The 21840-nt window shown below is 70.8% G+C and carries 18 protein-coding genes and 1 pseudogene; 5 read left to right on the forward strand and 14 right to left on the reverse strand.

The features are described from left to right. Window position 1: 1 nt before the first annotated feature. A complete protein-coding gene (locus AC5L38_RS05395; RefSeq protein ID WP_495241640.1) occupies window positions 2–628 on the forward strand; it encodes a TetR/AcrR family transcriptional regulator in 627 nt (208 codons plus the stop codon). A 144-nt stretch (window positions 629–772) separates the two neighbouring features. On the opposite strand, the gene AC5L38_RS05400 is transcribed toward AC5L38_RS05395, so the two are convergent. Together AC5L38_RS05400 and AC5L38_RS05405 are read right to left on the reverse strand one after the other, a co-directional pair. After that, on the reverse strand, window positions 773–1018 hold the full coding sequence (locus AC5L38_RS05400) for a DUF397 domain-containing protein (protein WP_495241641.1): 246 nt from the start codon (window positions 1016–1018) through the stop codon (window positions 773–775). Beyond that, window positions 1003–1841: pseudogene (locus AC5L38_RS05405) on the reverse strand (helix-turn-helix domain-containing protein). Before AC5L38_RS05405 ends, AC5L38_RS05400 begins: the two are co-directional and overlap by 16 nt. Window positions 1842–2116: 275 nt before the next feature. Between AC5L38_RS05405 and AC5L38_RS05410 the strand changes: the two are divergent. Then, window positions 2117–3877, forward strand: a complete 1761-nt coding sequence (locus tag AC5L38_RS05410) for a hypothetical protein (RefSeq protein ID WP_495241642.1) — start codon at window positions 2117–2119, stop codon at window positions 3875–3877. Between the two features lie 20 nt (window positions 3878–3897). Here AC5L38_RS05410 and AC5L38_RS05415 read toward each other — a convergent pair whose 3' ends face one another. From AC5L38_RS05415 to AC5L38_RS05465, 11 genes are all read right to left on the reverse strand, one after another. Further along, window positions 3898–4095 (reverse strand): hypothetical protein, encoded by a 198-nt coding sequence (locus tag AC5L38_RS05415; protein ID WP_495241643.1) that lies wholly within the window; start codon window positions 4093–4095, stop codon window positions 3898–3900. Window positions 4096–4170: 75 nt separating this feature from the next. Continuing rightward, entirely contained in the window at window positions 4171–4647 is a 477-nt protein-coding gene (locus AC5L38_RS05420) for a hypothetical protein (protein WP_495241644.1), read from the reverse strand. Window positions 4648–4710: 63 nt separating this feature from the next. Next, the gene (locus AC5L38_RS05425; RefSeq protein WP_495241645.1) at window positions 4711–6495 is read right to left on the reverse strand and encodes an NAD+ synthase; all 1785 of its coding nucleotides are present in this window, start codon (window positions 6493–6495) and stop codon (window positions 4711–4713) included. A gap of 372 nt (window positions 6496–6867) precedes the next feature. After that, window positions 6868–7200 carry a hypothetical protein gene (locus AC5L38_RS05430; protein ID WP_495241646.1) on the reverse strand — a complete coding sequence of 111 codons (333 nt, stop codon included), beginning with the start codon at window positions 7198–7200 and terminating at the stop codon, window positions 6868–6870. Window positions 7201–7788: 588 nt separating this feature from the next. Next, entirely contained in the window at window positions 7789–8715 is a 927-nt protein-coding gene (locus AC5L38_RS05435) for a TolB family protein (RefSeq protein WP_495241647.1), read from the reverse strand. 59 nt (window positions 8716–8774) lie between these two features. Further along, window positions 8775–10898 carry a sensor histidine kinase gene (locus AC5L38_RS05440; protein ID WP_495241648.1) on the reverse strand — a complete coding sequence of 708 codons (2124 nt, stop codon included), beginning with the start codon at window positions 10896–10898 and terminating at the stop codon, window positions 8775–8777. A gap of 2 nt (window positions 10899–10900) precedes the next feature. Then, on the reverse strand, window positions 10901–12379 hold the full coding sequence (locus tag AC5L38_RS05445) for a BTAD domain-containing putative transcriptional regulator (protein ID WP_495241649.1): 1479 nt from the start codon (window positions 12377–12379) through the stop codon (window positions 10901–10903). Between the two features lie 85 nt (window positions 12380–12464). Then, the gene (locus AC5L38_RS05450) at window positions 12465–14429 is read right to left on the reverse strand and encodes a sensor histidine kinase (protein ID WP_495241650.1); all 1965 of its coding nucleotides are present in this window, start codon (window positions 14427–14429) and stop codon (window positions 12465–12467) included. A 147-nt stretch (window positions 14430–14576) separates the two neighbouring features. Further along, window positions 14577–15572 carry a terpene synthase family protein gene (locus AC5L38_RS05455; RefSeq protein ID WP_495241651.1) on the reverse strand — a complete coding sequence of 332 codons (996 nt, stop codon included), beginning with the start codon at window positions 15570–15572 and terminating at the stop codon, window positions 14577–14579. 101 nt (window positions 15573–15673) lie between these two features. Beyond that, window positions 15674–16219: an EF-hand domain-containing protein gene (locus tag AC5L38_RS05460; RefSeq protein WP_495241652.1), complete on the reverse strand. Its 546-nt coding sequence runs from the start codon at window positions 16217–16219 to the stop codon at window positions 15674–15676. A gap of 35 nt (window positions 16220–16254) precedes the next feature. After that, the gene (locus AC5L38_RS05465) at window positions 16255–17325 is read right to left on the reverse strand and encodes a terpene synthase family protein (protein ID WP_495241653.1); all 1071 of its coding nucleotides are present in this window, start codon (window positions 17323–17325) and stop codon (window positions 16255–16257) included. A 193-nt stretch (window positions 17326–17518) separates the two neighbouring features. Here AC5L38_RS05465 and AC5L38_RS05470 point away from each other — a divergent pair, with 193 nt between their 5' ends. After that, window positions 17519–18880, forward strand: a complete 1362-nt coding sequence (locus AC5L38_RS05470) for a glutamine synthetase family protein (protein WP_495241654.1) — start codon at window positions 17519–17521, stop codon at window positions 18878–18880. A gap of 375 nt (window positions 18881–19255) precedes the next feature. After that, window positions 19256–19990, forward strand: coding sequence for a hypothetical protein (locus AC5L38_RS05475; protein ID WP_495241655.1), 735 nt, complete (start codon window positions 19256–19258; stop codon window positions 19988–19990). Window positions 19991–20126: 136 nt separating this feature from the next. On the opposite strand, the gene AC5L38_RS05480 is transcribed toward AC5L38_RS05475, so the two are convergent. Further along, complete coding sequence (locus AC5L38_RS05480) at window positions 20127–21002, reverse strand: alpha/beta hydrolase (protein ID WP_495241656.1); 876 nt, start codon at window positions 21000–21002, stop codon at window positions 20127–20129. A 114-nt stretch (window positions 21003–21116) separates the two neighbouring features. On the opposite strand from AC5L38_RS05480, the gene AC5L38_RS05485 reads away from it, so the two are divergent. Continuing rightward, complete coding sequence (locus tag AC5L38_RS05485; RefSeq protein WP_495241657.1) at window positions 21117–21827, forward strand: type 1 glutamine amidotransferase; 711 nt, start codon at window positions 21117–21119, stop codon at window positions 21825–21827. Window positions 21828–21840 lie beyond the last annotated feature (13 nt).

The following is a 21840-nucleotide window of genomic DNA, read 5'->3' on the forward strand; positions in this document are numbered from 1 at the left end:
CATGACGACCACCGACGAGATTCAGGCCGCCGGGGCTCAGAGCCCCCGCCCCGCGGGCCGTCCCCGCAGCGCCAGGGCGGAGAAGGCCATCATCGACGCGACCCTCGACCTGGTCGGGGAGGGCGTGGGCATCTCCGAGCTGTCGATCGAGGCGATCGCGGCTCGCGCGGGGGTCGGCAAGACCACGATCTACCGGCGCTGGTCGAACAAGGAGGACCTGCTCGTCGACGCGCTGGCGACCCTCAAGACGCCGCTGCCCCCGGTCGACGGGGTCTCGGTCCGCGAGGATCTGGTCGTCTACGCGCGGGTGTTCCTGCGCGACGCGTGCGACGCGCGCAGGCGCTGCGTGATGAACATCGCGATGAACGAGGCCGAGAGGCACCCCCGCCTGGTGGAGCGCATCCGTAAGGCGGCCATCGAGCCGCGCAGGGCGGCGATCACCGCCCTGCTGCGGCGCGGCGTCGTCACCGGCGAGCTGCGGGCCGGCCTCGACGTCCCCATCGCGATGGCCAATCTGGTCGGCACCGTCATGTGGTACATCCGCACCGAGGGCGTCGACGAGGGCACCGACCCCTCCGACCTGGCCGAACGGATCGTCGACCACCTTCTGGCGGGTCTCGGCCCCTGAGGCTTCTCCCGTACGGCCGCCGAGGAGACCTCTCGCACGGGCGGCGTCATGAATCTCGTTGCGAAACCCCGGCACCGGGCGCCGGGGTTTCGGCGTTTCCGGTGCTTCGGCGCCTTGATGTCTCGGTGCCTCGGACGTGAGGTGTCAGTCGCCGAGGTGGTCGAACTCGCCGAGCTTCACGCCCGCGATGAAGACGTCCCATTCGGCCCGGGTGAAGAAGAGCTTCGGCCCGCCGGGGTTCTTGGAGTCGCGCAGGACGTGCAGGGCGCCGAGGTCCGCCTTGTACCCGCTGCGAGGGGCGCCGATGACGGCCACCTCGACGCAGTTGCCGCCTTCGGAGCCGCTCAGGGAGGATTTGCGCCAGGTCGCGCCGGTCAGGTCTGCTGCCATTCCGTCATCACCTTCGCTATGAGGTCGGCGCTCGCCCGCGCGGGCAGGGCCGCCGAGCGGACAGCTTCGTATCGCCTGCAGATCGCCGCCACGTCGCGAGGATGGTCCGTGACATGCCCTACGGCGGCGGACTCCACGAATACACCATCCAGGCTGCCCTCGGCGCTCACAATGAAGAATCCTCCCTCCAGACCCGCGATCGCACCGCCGTTTACGTAGGCGCTTTTTGGTACGACCTGGATGGAGATATTCCGGTGCTCGGACGCGCTCAGAAGCGCGGCGAGCTGGTCGCGCATGATGTCCGGACCTCCGACGCCCCGGTGCAGGACTCCCTCGTCGAGCACGGTCCACAGCGGCGGGGGTTGTCGCGCGCCAGGATCTTCTGACGCTCCAGGCGGGCGGTCAGCAGCTCCTGCACCCGCTCGTCGGTCGTTCCCGGACAGGCCTCCAGGATCGTACGGGCGTAGTCGGGGGTCTGGAGGAGGCCGGGGACGAGCAACGGGTACCAGCCCCGCAGGCTGTGGGCCTGTTGCTCGATGTCCACCCAGGGGCGGAAGCGCGGCGGGAGGACGCCGTAGGTCAGCATCGGCCAGATCCGGATGAGCACGCCGTTGGCGTCGAGCGCCCGGTCGCACCGCTCGGTGAAGTCGAGCGACGGGTTGCGCCTGGCCCTCTCGACCATGCTGACCAGGCCGGTCGAATAGGCGATCTGCTGGGCCAGCTGCTCCTGTGACAGTCCGGCCTGATCGCGCAGGCGGCGAAGCTCGGAGGCGAAGAAGGTGAGGGGACTGGTCTCACCTTCCGGCTCACGCGGGGCGGGCATCGCGGGCTCCTTTCTCGTGCCGGGGCCGCTGGGGGACCGACGCGCGCTTCGTTATCGGACCACTACGAAAAGTAATGGCCCGTTGCCGCAATAGGAAGTGCGTATCCGGAACGCGGTGAAAAGTGCTTTGGATCCGGAGTCGGGGGCTCCGTCGGGTGCATATTTCCCGAGCGGCCGCCAGTCTTTTCTTGTCAACATCTTCAGTTGTTGAGAATTCGCGATAATCTGTTGGGGCTTTGTTTCGCTGACGTCTCGCCCCGAGGAGGCCGGGCCGAATGGCGGAGTTTGTCGGCATTGATCCGGCCGGGGCGCGGCGTCTCATCACCTCCATGGACGACGCCGTGCAGCGCGCTCAGACGCTGAGGCCCTCGCTGTCGGCCTCCATCGCCGAAGCGGGCACCGACTGGCCCGCCGGACCGGGCGCCGAGGTGCTCGACGGGGTCGGGCGCTTCCTTGACGAGACGCGGCGTGATCTGACCTGGCGGACCCAGACGATCGAGCGCGTCGAGGGCGCCGCTTCCCAACGGGGCCTCAGGACGGCGGAGTTCGCGTTCGGCGACGAGGTGGAAGCTCGGACCGCGGGAATCTTCGCGGGAAAACGAGCCCTGGCGGCATGGCAGGCGTACCAGAAGGACCCCAGCGTCCAGAACTGGGAGAAGGTCCAGGAGGCGCTCAGGGAAGGGCAGGGCAAGACCGTCGACGCCGCCTACTCGGCGGGACTGCTGACCACCCTGGGCACCGGCACTTTCGCGGGCATCTTCGCCGCCGTGAGCGCGAGAAACCAGAACGACGCGCGTGGCTACAGTCCGGCCAACCTGGCGAAGGCGAAGAAGGACCTGGGCCCGCTGGCCGAGGCGTTCGCCTCGACGGACGCGGCGGGCACCCTCCCCAAGGGGCTGCGCGACCACGCGTTGGGAGACCTGCCCATCGGAGACATGGCGGCGCTACTCGGACTGGCCCGCCAGTCACGCGAGTTCGTCCTGGCGGCCGGAACCAAGCTGCTTCAATACGGCGGTTCGCGGGTGGACGGGAAAGACTGGAACGCTTACTGGCTGGTCAAGGCGCTGAGCCGGGATGCGGGAGCGACCCAGCGGTTCCTGGCCTCGGCCGAGAACGCGGCGCTGCTGTTGCGGCCCGAGATGGTGAACGGCCTCGACGGTACGGACTTCGAGAAACTACTGGCCACCGCTCTGGACGGGGCCTTGGCCCCGGGGGCGGGGGACGTCACCCTCCGCCGTGACGCCTGGCTCAACATCATCGATCTCTACAGCAGGAAGAACTTCTGGCCCGCGCTGTCCGCCCCGTCTCCGGTCGGCCAGGTGCTCGCCACGCATGTATCACAGTATTTTCCCGAACTCATCGGCGTTTGGAATCGAAAGGATAGGTTTCCAAGTCGCGGAACGGATGAGGGATGGCAGAAGTTTGACTCTGGAAAGATTTCAAATTTCTTTGGAGGGTTACTTCAGAGTCCTGGGGCGCTGATACCGCTCAGGAATGGTTACGGGGAATTTTTGAAAGAACTCGATCTGGGGGAGGGGCATCCGTTTGGTGATGCCTCAACCGAGGAGGGCAGAAAAGGTCAACGTGAAATTTTCTACGAAAAAGTGGTCGAATCGGGAGCGTTGGCGTCAATTTTTTTCAGCGGCTTGCATGAAGCCGATCTGTCTGCTGACGAAACGGACAAGGTCATCGTAGAGCTTCTTACTTTCCCCTTGGACCTTTTTGGTGCAAGCGTCTTGGGTGAAGTGATCGATGGTGGTGTGTTCAAGGAGACGGTGGCCGGAAAAGTAGTCGACATAGTCGAAAAGAACAATTTGAAGAGCACGATCGAGGGGATCCTTGACAGAGAGAGGCCGGGAGAGGCCTCGGACCTGGTTGAGGTCCTGGTCGATGCTCAGATAGCCGCTCTTGGTGCCTCGCGGCAGGCCCATGGTCATCCGCCACTTGGGGATTCAGACCTTCGGCAACTCAGAGATCTGTTCTACGGGAGGCTTGAGCCGGTGTTGAAGACCGCACTCGACGCGCGTGGGGGATGATGATGGAGCCGAGTGAACTGCTACGCCAGGCCGAGGAAAAGGAAATATTGGCCGATCGGCTTGAGGGATACGTCAAGAACCTCGAAACGATCTTTGATCGAGTTAAGGCCGATTCGACTGCCGATGGTCCGGTATGGATCGGTCCATCGGCTGAGCGTTTCAATTCCGATGTGATTCAAAGGCGGTCGGATGTCATTCGGCTTGCGGAACAGTGTCATGGGGCCGCACGCAACCTGAGGCGGACCGCTTCGCGATTTCGAGAGCAGGCTCGTCTTTCTCGACCGCCTCTGTGATCATCGGCTTTCAGATATGCAGTCGGTCTTTCCGATGATCTCTACATTGGGTTGAGCATCCTGCGCGACCAGGATGACGGTAATTCCAGGATCATTTTTGTGTAAAACGCCGATGGTCCGCCCGGGGCGCGCCCAACTGGATTCCCGATCGACCTCGTAACCGATTTTTCGAAGCTCCTCCATGAGGAGCAGGCTGAATGATTCGACGCGTTGGGCCGGAGGAGTCGGGCTGTCTTCGCTGAAATCACTGCTGAGTTCATAAGAGCGGAGGGCGGTTTCGTCTTTGGCGCAAACCGCAAAGTCGCTTTTCTCCTTGCCGGTCCTGTCGACTATTTTTTTGTTTGTTGCCGGATAGAAGGCGGCAAGCTTTTCCATGTCCGTGGCCAGCACCTGGGCGGCCTCGTCGAGGGTGGGGTGGCTGTTTGTGCAACCAGCCACCAGTAGAAGCAACAGAGCACATCCCGCGATACGACGCACCCTGACGACTGTACTGATCGTTTCCTTGGCAGGGGAGCCCATCGTCTGGAAACGGTCCGGGGGTCAGGTGGTGGTCTCGCGCCAGCGGTTGGTGATGGGGAGGCGGCGGTCGCGGCCGAAGTTCTTGGGGGTGATCTTCGGGCCCGGGGGATACTGGCGCCGCTTGTACTCGGCCAGGTCGACCAGGCGGATCACCCGGGTGACCAGGGCCGGGTCGTGTCCGGCGGCGACGAGTTCGGCGGAGCCCATGTCCTTCTCGACGTAGTCGTCTAGCAGCCGGTCCAGGATGTCGTACTCGGGCAGGGAGTCGGTGTCGCGCTGGTCGGGGCGGAGCTCGGCGCTGGGCTCCTTCTCGATGGAGCTCTCCGGGATCGGCGGCACCGCGAAACCGTGCAGGAAGTCGCCCGACCGGCCCGCCTGGGCGTTGCGCCAGCGCGACAGGTCCCAGACCAGGGTCTTGAGCACGTCCTTGATGGGCGCGAAGCCGCCCGCGGAGTCGCCGTAGAGGGTGGAGTAGCCGGTGGCCAGCTCGCTCTTGTTGCCGGTGGTGAGGACGAGGTGGCCGTGCTCGTTGGACAGGCCCATCAGGATCATGCCGCGCACCCGGGCCTGGAGGTTCTCCGAGGCCAGCCCGGAGAGCTCGATCTCCTTCTCGAAACCGCTGACGATGTCGGCGATCGGCACGGTCCTGGCGTTGACCCCCTGCCGGTCGACCAGCTCCTGGGCGTCGCTCACCGAGTGGTCCGAGGAGTAGCGGGAGGGCATCAGCACCACGTGCACCCGGTCGGGGCCGATGGCGTCGGAGGCGATCGTGGCGGTCAGCGCCGAGTCGATGCCGCCGGACAGGCCGAGGACGACCGACCGGAAGCCGTTCTTGGCGACGTAGTCGCGGACCGCGAGGACCAGTGCCGAGTAGATCTCGGCGGTGTCGTCGAGCTGCTCGGCGATCGCCGGGGCCTGCGGCTCGTACGGCTCGACGGGGCGGGCCGACAGCTCCAGCCGTTCCACCGTGATCACGGTGCCGTCGCCGGCGTCCACCTGGAAGGTGCCGAGCCCTCCGTACCTGGCCTCGGGCAGCTCAAGGTCGGTGATCAGCAGTTCCTCGGAGAAGCGCGCCGCGCGCGAGACCAGCTCGCCGGAGGCGGAGACGACCAGGGAGTCCCCGTCGAACACCAGCTCGTCCTGGCCGCCGACCTGGTTGACGTAGGCGAGGGCGCATCCGGCCTCGCGGGCGCGCCTGGCCACCAGCGCCAGGCGTACGTCGTCCTTCTCCTTCTCGTACGGGGAGGCGTTCGGCACCACCAGCAGCCCGGCCCCGGCCTCGCCCACCACCGCGACGGGACCGCCCTCCTGCCAGAGGTCCTCGCAGACCGCGATCGCCACGTCGACGCCGTGCAACCGGAAGATCGGCATGCGGTCGCCGCGGACGAAGTAGCGGTACTCGTCGAAGACGCCGTAGTTCGGCAGGTGGTGCTTGGCGGTCCTGACGACCACCCGCCCCCGGTGCAGCAGCGCGGCCGCGTCGAGCGGGGCGCCCTTGGGCTGGCCGACGCGCGGGGCGAGTTTCGCGCGGTCCACGTAGCCGACCACCACGGGGACCTCGCCGAGCCCCGCCTCCTCCAGCCGTCGCGCGGCCTCCTCGATCGCGGCGATCGACGCCTCCACGAACGAGGTGCGCAGCACGAGGTCCTCGACGGGATACCCGGTCAGGAACATCTCGCTGAAGACGACCAGGTGCGCGCCGCGGTCGGCGGCTCGGCGGGTCCACTCGACGAGCCGGTCCGTGTTGGCGGCCAGGTCACCGACGGCGGGGTTGGTCTGGGCCAGGGCGATGCGGAGTTGAGCCACACGGCCATCCTATTGGGGCGTGTTCCGCGCCCGCCGTCGCCCGCCGTTCAGGTGATCCCTCCCCGGTCGCCGGCGGACGAGCGCGGACGCCGTCCGCCGCCGGGCGCTCCCGGCGGGGGTCTCGGCTCGCTCTCCGCGCTTCGCCGGTACGGGGTCCCGGGTTCGGGTACGGCGGCCGGTGGCCGGGGCGGGGCTCTCCGGCCGGTGGCGCGGGTGGGCGTGAAGCCCCCCGTGGGACCGGGGTCGCGAGCGACCGTTCCGCTCGGGAGGCCTCACCTCTCCTTCGGCGTACTCGTCCCGCTCCGTTCTCAGCGTGGCGTTGCCGCCCGATCACGATCGCGGGACGTGACGGTGCTCGCCGATGACGTGTCCCTAGTTCGACGTCCAGCAGAAGCGGGCGTATCCGGCGTCGTAGCCGTCCAGCCAGCCCCTGTCGTAGTCGCTGGGCGGCCCGGCGTAGCTACGTGCCCTCCGGCGGCAGTCCTGGGCGGCGGACCGGTAGCCCTCCCTGTAGCCCCGCCAGTAGTCCCTCGGGTCCTCCGCCGAGGTGCCCGGGGCCGTCACGGCCTCTTTCCGCGGGGTGCTCGACGCCGCGGCCTGCTCGGGGTCCGGCTCGGCCGAGGCGGACGAGAACGAGACCGATCCGAAGGCGAGGGTGGCGAGCAGTGCCGGGCCGAGCATGATCAGTTGTCGCTTGTCATACATGCTTTCCTCCTTTGTCCGGGCCGCGAGCGGAGCTCACTCGACGGCCGTTATTAGGAGGAAAGATATAAGGCAACTCGTTCGGACTAAAGGATTGAACCGCTCATTTGCTTATTTTCGGGGTCAGTTAAGCAGGATCTGATTTTGCTTGTTTTTTGTTCGTTTCGGTAATTTTCGAGAAAACATAGTTTCTCGCTGGGTGTAGGCATTCGTCGACGCGCGAAACGTAAAAGCCCGGCGAGGTCCGGGTGTGATCGGCGGCCCGGCGGGAGAGTGCCCTGCGCCGGGCGGGCCGTACGGTCCGCCCGGCGTCTCCGGGCTGCTGTGGAGGCTGTCGCGGGCCGGTGAGGATCTCCGGCTCCGGTGCCTCGGATCTCCACGGTTCTCGCCCCTTCGAAAACCTCCGGCGCTTCAGGCTTCCGGGCTTTCGCCGGCCGGTCGATCCCGGCTGTGAAGAGTCGCGCGAAGCCGGAGGAGGCAATGAGGCGGCCGGGCCCTTTCAGGGAGCTATCAAGTGATATTTGATGACAACGGATGGCTGGTAAAAGCGGCCGGGGAATCGGCCGGTGGATTCCCCGGCCTGAAAACGCGTCAGCCGATGATCCCGACCAGCCCGAGGTTCTTCACCCCGGCGGGCTCGGTGATCCGCTGGACCTCCTTGCCCGAGCGGGAGAGGACCACGATCGTGTTGGCGGCCGTGCCCCTGACGCGGACCGCCAGGCGGCCGTCGCTCAGATAGCGCGCGCCCAGCAGCCGTCCCCTGACCGGGACGGCGACCTTCGCGCCCGTCCTGGTGTCGTGGATCGACGGCGTGAACGACAGGGGCCAGGAGCCGTCACCGCCCGGGGCGTTCGGGCCGATGGCGTTGACCACCACCCGGCGGCCGTCGGGCGACAGGCTCTCCACGTGGTTGGCGAGCCTGACGCCCGGGGCGCGCCTGGAGGTCCGCGTCCTGGTGTCCAGGAGATGCACACCGTTGACGTCGCCCGCGTACCCGGCGAGGGTCCTGCCGTCGGCCGACCAGGTCAGGTGGCAGGGGCCGAGGGTCTTCCCCGCGTCGGCCCGCCCCCTGCCGTCGGCGCCGACCACGGCCACCGCCGTCGCGCCGGTCGTGCCCTTCACCGGGTAGGCGATCCGCCTGCCGTCGGCCGTCCAGGCGGGGGTCAGGCAGGGACCGCCGTAGGCGGCGTTCCTGGCGATCACCTTGTCCGGGCCGGACCCGGAGGCCGGCGTGACGCGCAGCCTGTTCTCGCCGTCGATCCAGGCGACCCTCCGGCCGTCGGGCGCGACCGCGAACTGGCCCGCGAAGGTCTTGCCGCCGGCCCTCAGGCCGCTGGTCCGGCCTCCCCGGTGGGTCCGCACCTCGATCCCGGCTACCCCGTGGCGGAAGTAGACGGCGCCGGAGACCGGGGCCGCCCCGGTGACCCCGGTGACCCCGGTGGGCCCGGCGAGTGCGGGAGTGGTGGCGGAGGCCGCCAGGACGAGCGCGGCGCCGACGGTCAGGGCCCAGTGCTTCAAGAAGATCTCCTCGGGTGAATTCCGTACGGCTGGTTAGAGCCCCGAGCGGACGAAAAGGTTTACAGGCGGCCCGCCGTGACCGGCGCGGCCGGGATCGGCAGCACGGCCTCCACGACCGTCCCGCCCCCCGGGGCCGCCTCGATCACGCAGGTGCCGCCCAGCTCGGCGGCCCGCTCGCGCATGGAGAGCAGCCCGACCCCCGAGCGCGGCCCCGAGGGCAGCCCGCCCCCGTCGTCCTGGACGCGTACCACCAGCGACTCCCCGCGCCGCAGCGAGATCACCGCGGAGCTGGCCCCGGCGTGCTTGCGGACGTTGGTGAGCCCCTCCTGCGCGATGCGGTACGCGGCCACCTCGGCCGCCGCGGGCAGGTCCGACAGGTCGCCCTCGGTCTCCACCGCGACCCGCGGCGTGCCCTCCTGGGCCAGCGCCCGCACGGCCCCCACCAGGCCGAGCTCGTCGAGGGTGGGCGGGCGCAGGCCGTACACCAGTTCCCTGATCTCCTCGCTGACCGCGTCCATGCCGCCGCGCAGTTCGAGCAGGAGCCTGTCCGCCGAGGCGGGGGCGGTGCGCAGGCTGATCCTGGCCATGTTGATCGACATGGCCATGTCGGTCAGCGCGTGGCCGAGCCCGTCGTGCAGGTCCCTGCGCAGGCGGCGGCGTTCCTCCTCACGGGCGGTGAGGATGCGCTCCCGGGAGCGCTGCAGGTCGGCGGTCATCCGCACGGCGTGCGCCACGTCGGCGACGTACGGGACGGCCGCCGCGATCAGGCGGCCGTTGTGCGCGGCGGCGAACCTGCGGGGGCCGGGGGAGCCCAGGAGCAGCCGCCCGACCGGCTCGCCGTGCCAGACCAGCGGCACCTGGCGCGGCGCCGGGCCCAGCAGGCCGACCTGGACCTGCCTGGAGCCGGGCTCGTAGACCTCGACGGCGACGCCGGTGACGCTCAGCCCGTCCTTGACCACCGAGGCGACGGCGGCGAGCGCGTTGGCCGGCTCGGTCTCGCGGACCTCCCTGGCCAGGCGCGCGGCGAGCGCCTGCGGGTCGCCCTGCGTGCCGTACATGAGCCGGTCGACCAGGCTCCTGAGCCGGTGCCGGAGCGGGTGGAAGATCACCCCGGCGAGCAGTGCCGCCACCAGGCCGCCGATCCGGTCGTATCCCGACAGGGCCAGCCCGGCGACCGCGCCGACCGCGTAGATGACGCTGACCGCGGCGATCAGCCCGGCGGCGACGAAGGCGCGGCTGACCACGGTGTCGATGCCGTAGAGGCGGTAGCGCAGCACCGAGAAGACGATGGCCCCCGGGATGAGCCCGGTCCAGATCGTCGCGGCCAGCCACCAGTCCGGTCCGGCGAGCAGGAAGGCGACGTAGACGGCGAACGCGAAGACCGGCCAGGCGATCTGGCGGCGCAGCTCGGGGCCGGCCCGGCGGAAGCGCAGCACTATGGACACCAGTGCCAGGACCGCGAGGACCGAGATCAGGGAGGCGGTCGTCCCGCGCGCCGCCATGTTGTGCGGGGCGAGGAAGTCCACCGCGAGCGGGTTGGGGATGACCCGCGGCCAGTGGTAGAGCGCCGGGTCGGGGTCCGGGCGGGTGAAGTTCAGGAACAGGTTCGTCAGGAACACGACCACGCCGGCCGCGACCAGCGGCCGCCACCGCCGCGAGGGCAGCCGCCCGTCGGGGGAGTACAGCGGGAACAGGATCGCCAGCAGGAAGCCGCCGACGTCCTTCCCCGTGACCATGCTCAGGCGCAGGTACCCGGCGGACTCCATGTCGCCCGCCGCGGCGAAGGTGAACATCACCGCCTCGGAGAACGCGTTGACCGCGCACATCAGGCCGCCCACGCACATCAGCCACGCCGTGGCCGGGCGCGCGCGGTGGGCCAGCAGGAAGGCGCCCACCACCGGGAACGTCAGCCCCGCCGCGAGGTCGGGCGTGGCCGGCTGCTCCGGCCGCCACTCGGGCGGCAGGTCGACGCGCAGGGCGAGGCCGACCACGGTGAGCCCCACCGACAGGAGCGCCATCGAGACGGCGGCGAGCCGCAGCGGGGAGCGCAGCAGCCCGCGCACGAGCGAGACGGCGGGCCGGGCGGGGGCGTCCTCGGTGACGGTGACCGCGTCGACGACCCGCCTGGGCACGCCGCCGGCGCCGTCGAGCGTCCGGCCGCCTTCGCGTGGCCGCAGGGGCATGGCTATCTGCTCACGTCGCCGGGGTTGACCAGCCCGGACTCGTACGCGGTGACGACGAGCTGGGCTCGGTCGAACAACCCGAGATGGTCGAGCAGCCTGACCACCGACTGCGAGACCGACCGCTCGGGGACCGCCAGGGTCGCCGCGATCTGCCGGTTGGTCAGACCGCGGGCGACGAGCTTCATCAGGTCGAGTTCCGCGTCGCCGAGACCGGCGAGGCCGGGCGGCGCCGACGGGTCGGTGCGCCCGGCGAACGCCGCGATCAGGCGGGTGGTGACGGCCGGGTCGATCAGCGCGTCACCGGCCTGCGCGGCCCGCATCGCGGTGATGAGCTGCTCGGGCGCCGACGTCTTGAGGACGAACCCGCTCACCCCGGCCCGCAGCGCCGCGTAGAGGTTGTCGTCCGTGCCGAACGTGGTCATCATGACGACCTTCGGCGGCGCCGCGTCGGCCAGGATCCTGCGCGCGGCGGTCAGCCCGTCCAGCCTGGGCATCTGGATGTCCATCAGCACCAGGTCGGGGGAGGTCTCCCTGACGACCGTGATCGCCTGCTCGCCGTTCTCGGCCTCCCCGACCAGCTCGAAGCCGGGTTCGCTGTCCAGCACCACGCGCAGGCCGGTGCGGACCAGTGCCTGGTCGTCCACCACCACGACCCGCAGCCCCGGCAGCGCCCGTTCCTCGGCGGGCGTCACGCGCGCCGCCGGTTCGGCGGCCCGCACCGGACCCGCGGGCGGGTCGAGGTGCGCGGCCTGGGCCAGCATGTCGGACTCCAGGCGCTGCAGGGTGGCGCCCAGGTCGAGGCCGAGCTCGTCGCGGAGCATCACCCTGGCGCGCCGGAGCGCCCCGAGCGCGTCGCCCTGCCTGCCGTTGCGGTACAGGGCCAGCGCGAGCAGCCGCCAGGCCTCCTCGCGCAGCGGGTGCGCGGAGGCGTGCGCCTCCAGGTCGGCGACCAGGGCGCCGGAGTGTCCCAGCAGGAGTCCCGCGTCGGCGCGGCGCTCGACCGCGATCAGCCGCAACTCCTCCAGCCTGCCCGCCTCGCTCACCGCCCACGGCAGGTCGGAGAACTCGGCCAGGGCCGGGCCGCGCCAGAGCGCGAGCGCGGCCTCCAGGCGGTCCCACACCTCGGCGGGCTCGCCGCTCGTCTTGACCGCGTTCTCGAAGCTCCAGGCGTCCACCTGGACGGGCGAGGCGCGCAGCGCGTACCCGGGCGGGGCGGAGACCAGGACCTCGGCCTCCTCCCGCGGCGCGCGGCCGGGTTCCAGGGCGCGCCGCAGCCGCGACACGTATCCCTGGATGGTCGACAGGGCCTGGGCGGGGGGCTCGCCGGGCCACAGCTCGTCGATGAGCATGCTCACCGGGACGGCGCGGCCACCGGCCACGAGGAGCCGGGCCAGCACCGCCATCTGGCGTTGGCCGCCGAGGTCGAGGGATGTCTCACCATGAACGGCCTGGAACGGGCCAAGAGCACGAAATGTCAGCATTGCAGGCGCAAGGGTAGGGCTACCTGGACCAACGTCATAGGGCAATACTCACCATCGTTCGCGAGCCGTAAGAAATCATCGGTGGTCAGATCTCCACATTCAAGTTCACCGGGAGTATCGCCTCGACCACGGTGCCCCCCTCCGGGGGCGTCGTTATCACGCATGTCCCGCCCAGCTCGGCGGCCCGCTCGCGCATCGACGCCAGCCCGACCCCCGAGCGACGTCCGGGGGGAACACCGCTCCCATCGTCGCGCACCCGGATGCCCAGGTCGTCCTCGCCCCGCTCCAGCGACACCCGCACCGTCGCGGCCCCGGCGTGCTTGCGCGCGTTGGTCAGCGCCTCCTGCACGATCCGGTACGCGGCGACCTCGGTCGCCGCGGGCAGTCCCGGCAGCTCGCCCCTGACCTCCACGACGACGTCGGGGCCCGCCATCTCCGCCACGGCCCCGGCCAGGCCGAGGTCGTCCAGCGCGGGCGGCCGCAGGCCGTACACCAGGTGCCTGATGTCGCTGGTGACGCTGTCCATGCCGGAGCGCAGCTCGCCGAGCATGCGCTCGGCCGTCTCGGGGGAGACGCGCAGGGAGAGCCTGGCCGCGTTGATGGACATCGCCATCCCGCTGAGCGACTGGCCGAGACCGTCGTGCAGGTCGCGGCGCAGGCGGCGGCGCTCCTCCTCGCGGGTGGTGACGATCCGCTCCCGGGAGCGCCGCAGCGCGCCGACCAGCCGGACCGCGTGGGCGGCGTCGGCCACGTACGGCGTGAGCGCGGTGATGACCCGCTCGTTGTGCGCGGACGGCAGGCGCCGGGCCCCCGGCGGGCCGATGAGCAGGCGGCCGACGGGCTCGCCGTGCCAGACCAGCCGGATGTCGCGCGAGACCTCGTCCAACGTCCCCACCGTCGTCTCCTCGGGCCAGCCGCCGGGGAAGCGCACGCCCGTACCGGTGACCGCCAGGCCGTCGCGCAGCACGTCCAGGGCCGCGGCCAGTCCCCCCGCGGGGTCGGTGCGCTGGAGCCTGCGCCCGAGCTCGGCGGCGAGCGCCACCGGGTCGCCCCTGCCGCCGTACAGGAGGTGGTCGGCGCCGCGCTGCAGCACCCGCCGCATCGGGTGGAAGAACGCTCCCGCGCAGAGCGCGGCGACCAGGCCGCCGATCCGGTCCACGTCCGACAGGAACAGGCTGGAGGCGGCGCCCACCGCCACGTACACCCCGCCGATCACGCCGACCAGGCCCGCGCCGACCAGCGTCCTGGTGATGAGCGTGTCGATCCCGTACAGCCGGTGCCGCAGCACCGAGAAGGTGATCGCGAGCGGGACCAGCGGGATCGTGAACGACGCCAGCCACCACACCGGGTTGCCGATCACCCAGGGGACGATGACGGTGGCGATCGCCACCAGCGTCCAGACGATCTGCCCGCGCTCCTCGTGGCCGGCCCGCCGGAACCGCGCGGCGAGCGAGGCGAAGGCCAGGATCATCATCGCGTTGGTGAGCATGTCCAGCGAGAACCGCAGGGGGTGGGAGGAGGAGTCCATGTACCGCCGCCCGGCGAGGGGCATCAGGTCCATCACGAACACGTCGGCCGCCAGGACCGCGACGGAGGCCCAGACCAGCACCCGCCAGCGCGGGGAGGGCAGTCTCCCGTCCGGGTACAGCAGGGGCAGCAGCACGACGAGGAAGAGGATGGTCAGCTTCCAGCTCACCCCGGCGACCATCCAGATCGCCTCCGTGGGGACCGTCCACCCCCGCGCCGTGTCCAGGAGCGCGAGGTTCACCGTGAGGCTGTTCAGCGCGGCGCACAGCCCGCCCAGGCAGAGCAGCCAGCCGATGACCAGCCGGGGCCGCTGGAACACCAGCAGCGCCCCGAGGACGGGGAACGCGGCGCCGGCCACGTCCTCGGGCGCGAACGGCAGCGGCGTGTAGGAGGGCTGCGGGAGCTGCGCCGTGACCCAGATGTTGACGCACTCCATCGCCACGGACGCGGCGGCGGCGAGCACCGCCGCGACCCGGCTCTGGGCGGGCGTCATCCTCGGGATCCCCAGGTACAGCCCGCGCATGATGGTTTAGGCCCTTCATTTTGTGCTTAAAAGGACCTTAACCTGCGCAGACCGCAATTTAATCAACGAGCGCTCAACGCCGGTCGGATCTCCGCGCGGCGCCTCGGAGCCCCCACCCGGGCCGTCCGCGAGGGCGGGGGCGGCCGGTCACGGTACGTCGTACCGGCTGGACTCCAGGAGCCATTCCAGCTGGGCCCTCGGCGCGGTGAGGAAGGCGCACGCGACCTTGCTGACGTCCCTGGCCTGGCCGGTCGAGAACCCGAACCGGTCGAACAGCGCCGGCAGCCGCCGTGCGGAGGTCCGCAGGTCCTCGGCGCGGGCGGCGATCCGGTCGTTCACCCAGGCGACGGCCGCGGTGTCGGAGAGCCCGAAGGCGGTCGCGGCGACCGTCACGTAGTTGTGCACGTCACCGTTGGCCCGTTCCTTGTGGTGCGAGGCGACGTCGTTGCACCAGGCGGTGACGTCGTTGCAGGCGTCCACGAGCGTCCGCCAGGTCGTGCTCTCGCGCAGCCCGGCGGGCACCTCGACCCCCAGGCAGGGCTCCACCAGGTCGAACAGGTAGGGGCCCGCGGTGCCCCGCCGCAGCCGTGGGTACTCCGCGGGGGAGGGCACGCGGCCCGCGCAGCGGTTCTCCGCCTCGACGCGGCAGGCCTGGCCCTGCGCCGCCAGCCCCGCCAGGAACCGGTGGCGCCACCGGGTGCTCATCCGCCCGGTGGTGGCCTTCCAGAGGTCGCCGAAGGCCAGCTCGACGGGTGAGGAGGCGTGGGCGGGCGCGCGCGCGACGAGGTCGAGCCGCGCGAAGGTGGCTTCGACGATCTCGGTCGCGCGCCCGGCGGGCTTCTCGTCCCACTCGTCGTCGAAGTGGAACAGCCAGGTCAGCCATTTGGCGAACAGCAGCGCCGACTCCACGCCGAATCCGCAGAAGGCGCGGCCTGCCATCCGCTCGAATCCGGCGCCCGTGGGGGGTTCGAGCCCGACCTCGCGGGCCCAGACGGCCAGCTCGGCGCCGATCAGGTCGACCGAGGGGTGCATCGGGCAGGGGGCCGACATCACCGGCACGAGCTCGGTGAGGGGCAGCAGCAGCGCCGCGGCCACCCCCGAGGGCGGTGACGGCTCCGGGTTTCCCGGTGTCGCGGCGGACATGGCGGGCGAAGGGGACAGGAAAAGTGACATTGAGTGTGGCAAGGGTTGTGGGTGGGGTCGGGAACGGGTGAGGGGATCGCCGAACGTTGGGGTGGGAGCCACTACAGCGGACCGAACAGCCAGTTGCCGGCCACGTCCGGATCGGCGCTCGTGTAGAACTGCCGGGTCGCCTCGACCAGCTCGCCCACGGACACGACGCCGTCGCCGTCGCCGTCGAGCCGCTCGAAGGTGGCCCGCACGTCCTCGCGGGGGGTGCCGAACGCGGCCATCATGGTCCAGAACTCGTCCGGCCCCACGGCCCCGTCGCCGTCGGTGTCGCACAATCCGGCCACCGCCTCGGCGGCGGGCGCGAACACCGCGTCGAAGTGGTCACCCTCGATGAACGCGGAGGTCATGCCCGCGCGGAACTCCTCGGAGGAGATGGCGCCGTCGCCGTCGGTGTCGATCTCCGCGGCCAGGGTCCGCCAGATCCCCTCGAAGCCCTGGGCGAGCCTGTGACCGGCCTGGGAGGTCGGCGACTCGCCGAAGCCGACGAGGATCCGGGCGCCGAGACCGAGAAGGTCCTCGCGCTCGATCGATCCGCTGCCGTCGACGTCCATGTGCCCGAAGGCACGGTCGAGCTTGTGATGGAGGAGTGTGGTGCTCATCGTTTACTCCAGCGTTACTTGGTGAAATCGAAGCGTTACCCTAAGTGACGATAGCGGGGTGTTTCCAGGAGCAACTCCAGGTAAGCCCGGGGGATGGTCAAGAAAGCGCATGCCACCCGCGTCACCTCGCGGGAGGCGGCGAAGCCCAGGCCGTGCCGCTCCGTGAGCGCGGGGATCGCGCGGGCGGCCGTCCACAGCTCCTCCATGCGGGTGGCGACCCTGTCGATGGTCCACGCTTCCGCGTCCGTATTGGAGCGTTCCAAAAAAATGGTGCCCGCATGGCCGCGTCCGGCCACCGCCTCCTCGCACCAGGCGGCCACGTCACCGCTCGCCTCGGCGAGCGCCCGCCACTGCGGGCTCCGCCGCACCGGGACCGGCACCTCCACCCCCAGACAGGGCTCCACCAGGTCGAACAGGTAACGGCCGAAGGCGTCCCTGCACGGCTCCGCGTGATCGGCGGGCGAGGGCGTTCCGCGGTCCGGAGGTGTTCCGCGGTCCGGGGGCGCCTCGCGGGGAAGGGGCGTGGACGTCCTGTGAGGCGAGGCTGTCCCGTGAGGCGCGGGCGTTCCGTGAGGCGCGGGCATTCCGTAAGGCGCAGGCATCCCGTGCGGCGCGGGTACCCCGTGAGGCGCGGGCGTCCCGTGGGGAAGGAGAGCCTCGCGCTGGGCGGACAGCCCGGCCGTGAACCGCTCGCGCCACGCGCCGCTCATCCCCGGCGCGCACGCCGCCCAGAGGCCGGAGAAGGCACGCTCCAGCGGCGCCGGGCCCGGCTCGCCGCCCGCGGCCACGGCGAGGACCGGGGTGAGGGCCTCCGGGGCCTGGCGCAGGCGCGACATCCAGGTCAGCCAGCGGGCCAGCGGCGTGACCGCGCCGGTTCCGCAGCGGGCGAACGCCCACCCGGCCAGCCGGGAGGCGGCGGGGTCGGGGTCCAGGCCGGCCGCGCGCGCCCAGTCGGCCGCCGCGGCCTCGACCAGGTGTATCGACGGATGGACGGGGCAGGGCATCGCCAGCGCCGCGAGGCGTTCGGCGAGCCTGGCCGGTGGTCCGGCGGGCCCGGCCGGCGGCGAGACCGCGTGCGGTGGTCCGTGAACTTCGGTACGCGTCATCGTTTCCCCCGGATCAGTACTTCCAGCGACTCCGGTCGCACACTGTAAGAGGAGAGGGGGGCGGGCACGCGGAGGCGCGACGGTCCGGATGCCGCATCTCACCGTTCTTCCTCGTAACGTGTGCGAAACACTGAGAGGGCAAACTGAGAGACCACTAGGCGTGTTGCGGCACGTCGGCAATGAAGGAGAAGCCTTGGACCGCCAGCAGGAGTTCGTTCTCCGCACCCTTGAGGAGCGCGACATCCGCTTCATCCGGCTGTGGTTCACCGATGTGCTCGGGTTCCTCAAGTCGGTGGCCATCGCCCCGGCCGAACTCGAAGGTGCCTTCGCCGAGGGCATCGGCTTCGACGGCTCGGCCATCGAGGGTTTCGCCCGGGTCTACGAGTCGGACATGCTCGCCAAGCCCGACCCCTCGACCTTCCAGATCCTTCCCTGGCGCAGCGAGACGCCGGGCGCGGCCCGCATGTTCTGCGACATCCTCATGCCGGACGGCTCGCCCTCGCACGCCGACCCGCGCTGGGTGCTCAAGCGCACCCTGGCGAAGGCCTCCGACATGGGCTTCAGCTTCTACACCCACCCGGAGATCGAGTTCTTCCTGCTGAAGAACCGGCCGGAGGGCAACGAGCGGCCCGAGCCGATCGACGGCGGCGGCTACTTCGACCACACGCCGCACAGCTCGGGGCACGACTTCCGGCGTAACGCGATCATGATGCTGGAGTCGATGGGCATCTCCGTCGAGTACAGCCACCACGAGGGCGGCCCCGGCCAGCAGGAGATCGACCTGCGCTACGCCGACGCGCTCACCACCGCCGACAACATCATGACCTTCCGGCTGGTCATGAAGGAGGTCGCGCTGGAGCAGGGCATCTGGGCGAGCTTCATGCCCAAGCCCTTCACCGAGCACCCCGGTTCCGGCATGCACACCCACATGTCGCTCTTCGAGGGCGACCGCAACGCCTTCTACGAGCCCGGCGCCGACTACCAGCTCTCCAAGATCGGCCGCTCCTTCATCGGCGGCCTGCTCACGCACGCCGCCGAGATCACCGCGGTCTGCAACCAGTGGGTCAACTCCTACAAGCGGCTGTGGGGCGGCGCCGAGGCGATCGCCGGAGCGGGCGGCGAGGCCCCGAGCTACATCTCCTGGGGTCACAACAACCGCTCCGCCCTGGTCCGGGTGCCGATGTACAAGCCGCACAAGGGCGGCTCGACCCGCATCGAGTTCCGCTCGCTCGACTCCTCCTGCAACCCCTACCTCGCCTTCGCCGTGATCCTCGCGGCCGGCCTGAAGGGCATCGAGGAGGGGTACGAGATGCCCCCCGGCGCCGAGGACGACGTGTGGGCGCTGACCTCGGCCGAGCGCAGGGCGCTGGGCATCCAGCCGCTGCCCCAGTCGCTGGACGAGGCCATCGCGGTCATGGAGCGCAGCGAGCTCGTCGCCGAGACCCTCGGCGAGCACGTCTTCGACTACTTCCTGCGCAACAAGCGCGCCGAGTGGAACGACTACCGCAGGCAGGTCACCGAGTTCGAGCTGGGCCGCTACCTGCCGGTCCTCTAGCGGCCGCCTTCTCCGGCGGCCGATGGCGGGCAGGAGCGGGCAGGGGCGAGCGGGGGCGAGCGGGCCGAACGTGCAGGCGGCCACGCGGGTACGGGCACGGCGGGCATCCGGGGTGCCCGCCGCGCCGCCTGTGAGGCACGCCCCAGGGCCGGGCGACGTGGCCGGGCCCGGCGAGCCGGGGCCTCGTGGCGAGGAGCCGTCCCGGTGCGGTGATCCGGGACCGCCCGCCGAACGTCATACCGGCGTTACCCGCAGCTAATGAGGTCGTCATCGATCCCGAGTTGGCTGTATGTACAAGCAGTCCGGTAAAATCGGTCGGTCCGATTAACGTGATTTCTGAGGATTGATCGCCATAAAGGCGACAGGAGGTGCGGCATGACGACGACGTCCGAGCTGCAGACCGTGCTGACCGTTCCGGCGCGTTTCCGTGGCCCCGAGGGCTCCGCGAACGGCGGCTGGATCGCGGGTACGGTCTCGGAGGCGTTGTACGGCACCCGGCACGACTCGGCCGTCGAGGTCACGCTGCACGCCCCCACGCCGCTGGACACCGAGCTGTCCCTGCGCCAGCTCGCCAACACCGCGACCCTCACCCACGGTGAGAAGCTCCTCGTCGAGGCCATCACGGTCGCCGAGGAGCTCGACGCCCCGGACTTCGTGCCCTTCAACGAGGCCGCGAAGGCCGAGGGCGGCTTCGCCGGTCTCACCGGGCACGCCTTCCCCGGCTGCTTCGCGTGCGGCCTGCGCGACCCCGGCGACGGCCTGCGGATCTTCCCCGGCCCGGTGCCCGGCACCGACCTGGTCGCCGCCGGCTGGCGGGTCCCGATGACCATCACCGACGCGGACGGCACCGTCCCCGACGCGGTCCTCTGGGCCGCCCTCGACTGCCCCACCGGCTGGGCGCACTTCGGGCCGGGCGAGTTCGCCCTGCTCGGCCGCCTGACCGTGCGGGTCCACCGCCGGATCTACCCCGGCGGCACCTACTCCGTCGTCGCCCGCGCCACCGGCCGCGAGGGCCGCAAGCTCTTCGGCGAGAGCGCCGTCTACGAGATCGACGGCACCCTGGTCGCCGCTGCCAAGGCCACCTGGATCACCCCGGCACAGTCCAGCTGACCCGTTCCCGCTTCAGCCGGCCCGTCGTCCAGTGGCTTCTCGCCCACGCCGTGACCGGCACGCCGCCCGGCACCGAGTTTCCCCCTTCGTACGACCTGCGCGGCGGCGCCCCGGCATCCGGGGCGCCGCCGCAGGCTCAGCGGGAGAGGTGCCCGGCGACCAGCGAGGCGCAGCGGTCGTCGAAGAGGATCGTGTAGTGGTTGCAGTCGTCGATCACCTCGTCCTCCAGCGCGGGCAGCCGCCTGACCCACGCGGCGGCCAGCTCGTCGGGCAGGAAGCCGACCGGCTGGTTCAGCAGTCCCCGCGGGGCGCGCAGCAGCGACAGCGGCGAGGTGATCGCGTGCAGTGCGGCACCGACCGCCTCGCCCTCGGTGAGCAGCCACCGGCCGTCCTCGCGGACCGGCTCGCGCCGCGCCCGCGAGCGCACCGCCCCCTCCGGCCCCCACGCGTCGTAGCGGACGTACTCCTCCGCCTCCGCGGTCCACGCCTCGGCGAAGGCGGGGTGGGCCCTGAAGAAGTCCAGGTACGCGCCGACGCTCGGGAAGGTCTGGTCCAGCCGGGCGAGGGCCGGGCCGAGCGTGGCCTCCAGGACCACGTCGGGGTCGGCGCCGGGGGGCAGCGGCATCGGGAGCCCGCCGTCGACCAGCACCACCCTGGCGTAGTCGCGTCCCGCGGCGGCGAGGGCCGCGACGTAGGCGCCCATCGAGTGGCCGGTGAGCACGACGCCGGACCCGTCACCCGACCCGGCGCCCACGGACCGGGCCACGAGGTTCACGTCCTCGGCGTGCCTTTCCAGGCCGTACGGGCCGGGGAGCCCGGCGCTGTGGCCGCGGCCCCGCAGGTCCATCGCGACCAGTGACCACTCGGCGGGAAGCCTGCGGGCGACGCCGGCCCAGGCCATGAGCGAGGCGGTGATGCCGTGCACCGCCACGATCACGCGAGGCCCGGTACCGAACCTGGCGACGCGCAGCGCGCCGCCGGGGACCTCGACATCACTCAGGACGGGGTTCATCGGTTCTCCTTGAAAGGGGAGCGAACGGGGAGCTCCGCCTTCGGTCCGGGCGGGGCTGGGATCTTCGCATCGGGTGGTGACCGCCTTGTGCCTATATCGGACCATAATTGCCTTATGAGGATTACCGTCATCGAGCACGAGGCCGACGCGGGACTCGGATTCCTCACCGGATGGCTGTCCGGGGCCGGTGCCGCCTGCGAGGTCGTCCGGCCCTACCTGGGCGAGGCCGTGCCCGAGCGGGCCGCCGGAGGGCTGGTCGTCCTCGGCGGCGAGGCGGCGGCCTGGGAGGACGAGCGGTGTCCCTGGCTGCCCGCCACCCGCGACCTGATCCGCGTCTGTGTCGAGGAGGGCGTGCCGACCCTGGGGATCTGCCTGGGGGCGCAGCTCATGGCGCTCGCCTGCGGCGGTGCCGTCGGACGCGGGGAGCACGGGCTGGAGGTCGGCGTGACCGAGGTCGTCCCGCTGCCCGCGGCCGGGGCCGATCCGCTGTTCGCCGGCCTCGGCCCTTCCCCCGCCGTGCAGTACCACCGCGACGCGATCACGGAACTCCCCCCGGGCGCGGTGCCGCTGGCCACCGGCAGCCCGTACCCCAACCAGGCCTACCGGCTGGGGGAGAACGCCTGGGCGGTGCAGTTCCATCCCGAGGCCACCCCGGAGATCTTCGTCGGCTGGACGGCGGGCTCGGCCGACACCCTGACCGGCCTGGGCCACTCCGTCGAGGAGCTCAACGCGCGGGTGAAGGAGAACGAGAACGGCCTGGTCGCGGCCTGGAAGCCTCTCGCCGAGCGTTTCGCCGGAGTCGTCATGGCCGTCCAAACCGCGTGACCGCGCGATTACG

The sequence above is a fragment of the Streptosporangium nanhuense genome, assembly GCF_059358815.1.

What these genes read in the sequence shown, in the direction of transcription:
- AC5L38_RS05395 (WP_495241640.1), top strand. Translation starts at nt 2, where the DNA reads ATGACGACCACCGACGAGATTCAGGCCGCCGGGGCTCAGAGCCCCCGC.
- AC5L38_RS05400 (WP_495241641.1), bottom strand. Translation starts at nt 1,018, where the DNA reads ATGGCAGCAGACCTGACCGGCGCGACCTGGCGCAAATCCTCCCTGAGC.
- AC5L38_RS05410 (WP_495241642.1), top strand. Translation starts at nt 2,117, where the DNA reads ATGGCGGAGTTTGTCGGCATTGATCCGGCCGGGGCGCGGCGTCTCATC.
- AC5L38_RS05415 (WP_495241643.1), bottom strand. Translation starts at nt 4,095, where the DNA reads ATGACACTGTTCCGCAAGCCGAATGACATCCGACCGCCTTTGAATCAC.
- AC5L38_RS05430 (WP_495241646.1), bottom strand. Translation starts at nt 7,200, where the DNA reads ATGTATGACAAGCGACAACTGATCATGCTCGGCCCGGCACTGCTCGCC.
- AC5L38_RS05440 (WP_495241648.1), bottom strand. Translation starts at nt 10,898, where the DNA reads ATGCCCCTGCGGCCACGCGAAGGCGGCCGGACGCTCGACGGCGCCGGC.
- AC5L38_RS05445 (WP_495241649.1), bottom strand. Translation starts at nt 12,379, where the DNA reads ATGCTGACATTTCGTGCTCTTGGCCCGTTCCAGGCCGTTCATGGTGAG.
- AC5L38_RS05450 (WP_495241650.1), bottom strand. Translation starts at nt 14,429, where the DNA reads ATGCGCGGGCTGTACCTGGGGATCCCGAGGATGACGCCCGCCCAGAGC.
- AC5L38_RS05455 (WP_495241651.1), bottom strand. Translation starts at nt 15,572, where the DNA reads ATGTCCGCCGCGACACCGGGAAACCCGGAGCCGTCACCGCCCTCGGGG.
- AC5L38_RS05460 (WP_495241652.1), bottom strand. Translation starts at nt 16,219, where the DNA reads ATGAGCACCACACTCCTCCATCACAAGCTCGACCGTGCCTTCGGGCAC.
- AC5L38_RS05465 (WP_495241653.1), bottom strand. Translation starts at nt 17,325, where the DNA reads ATGACGCGTACCGAAGTTCACGGACCACCGCACGCGGTCTCGCCGCCG.
- AC5L38_RS05475 (WP_495241655.1), top strand. Translation starts at nt 19,256, where the DNA reads ATGACGACGACGTCCGAGCTGCAGACCGTGCTGACCGTTCCGGCGCGT.
- AC5L38_RS05480 (WP_495241656.1), bottom strand. Translation starts at nt 21,002, where the DNA reads ATGAACCCCGTCCTGAGTGATGTCGAGGTCCCCGGCGGCGCGCTGCGC.
- AC5L38_RS05485 (WP_495241657.1), top strand. Translation starts at nt 21,117, where the DNA reads ATGAGGATTACCGTCATCGAGCACGAGGCCGACGCGGGACTCGGATTC.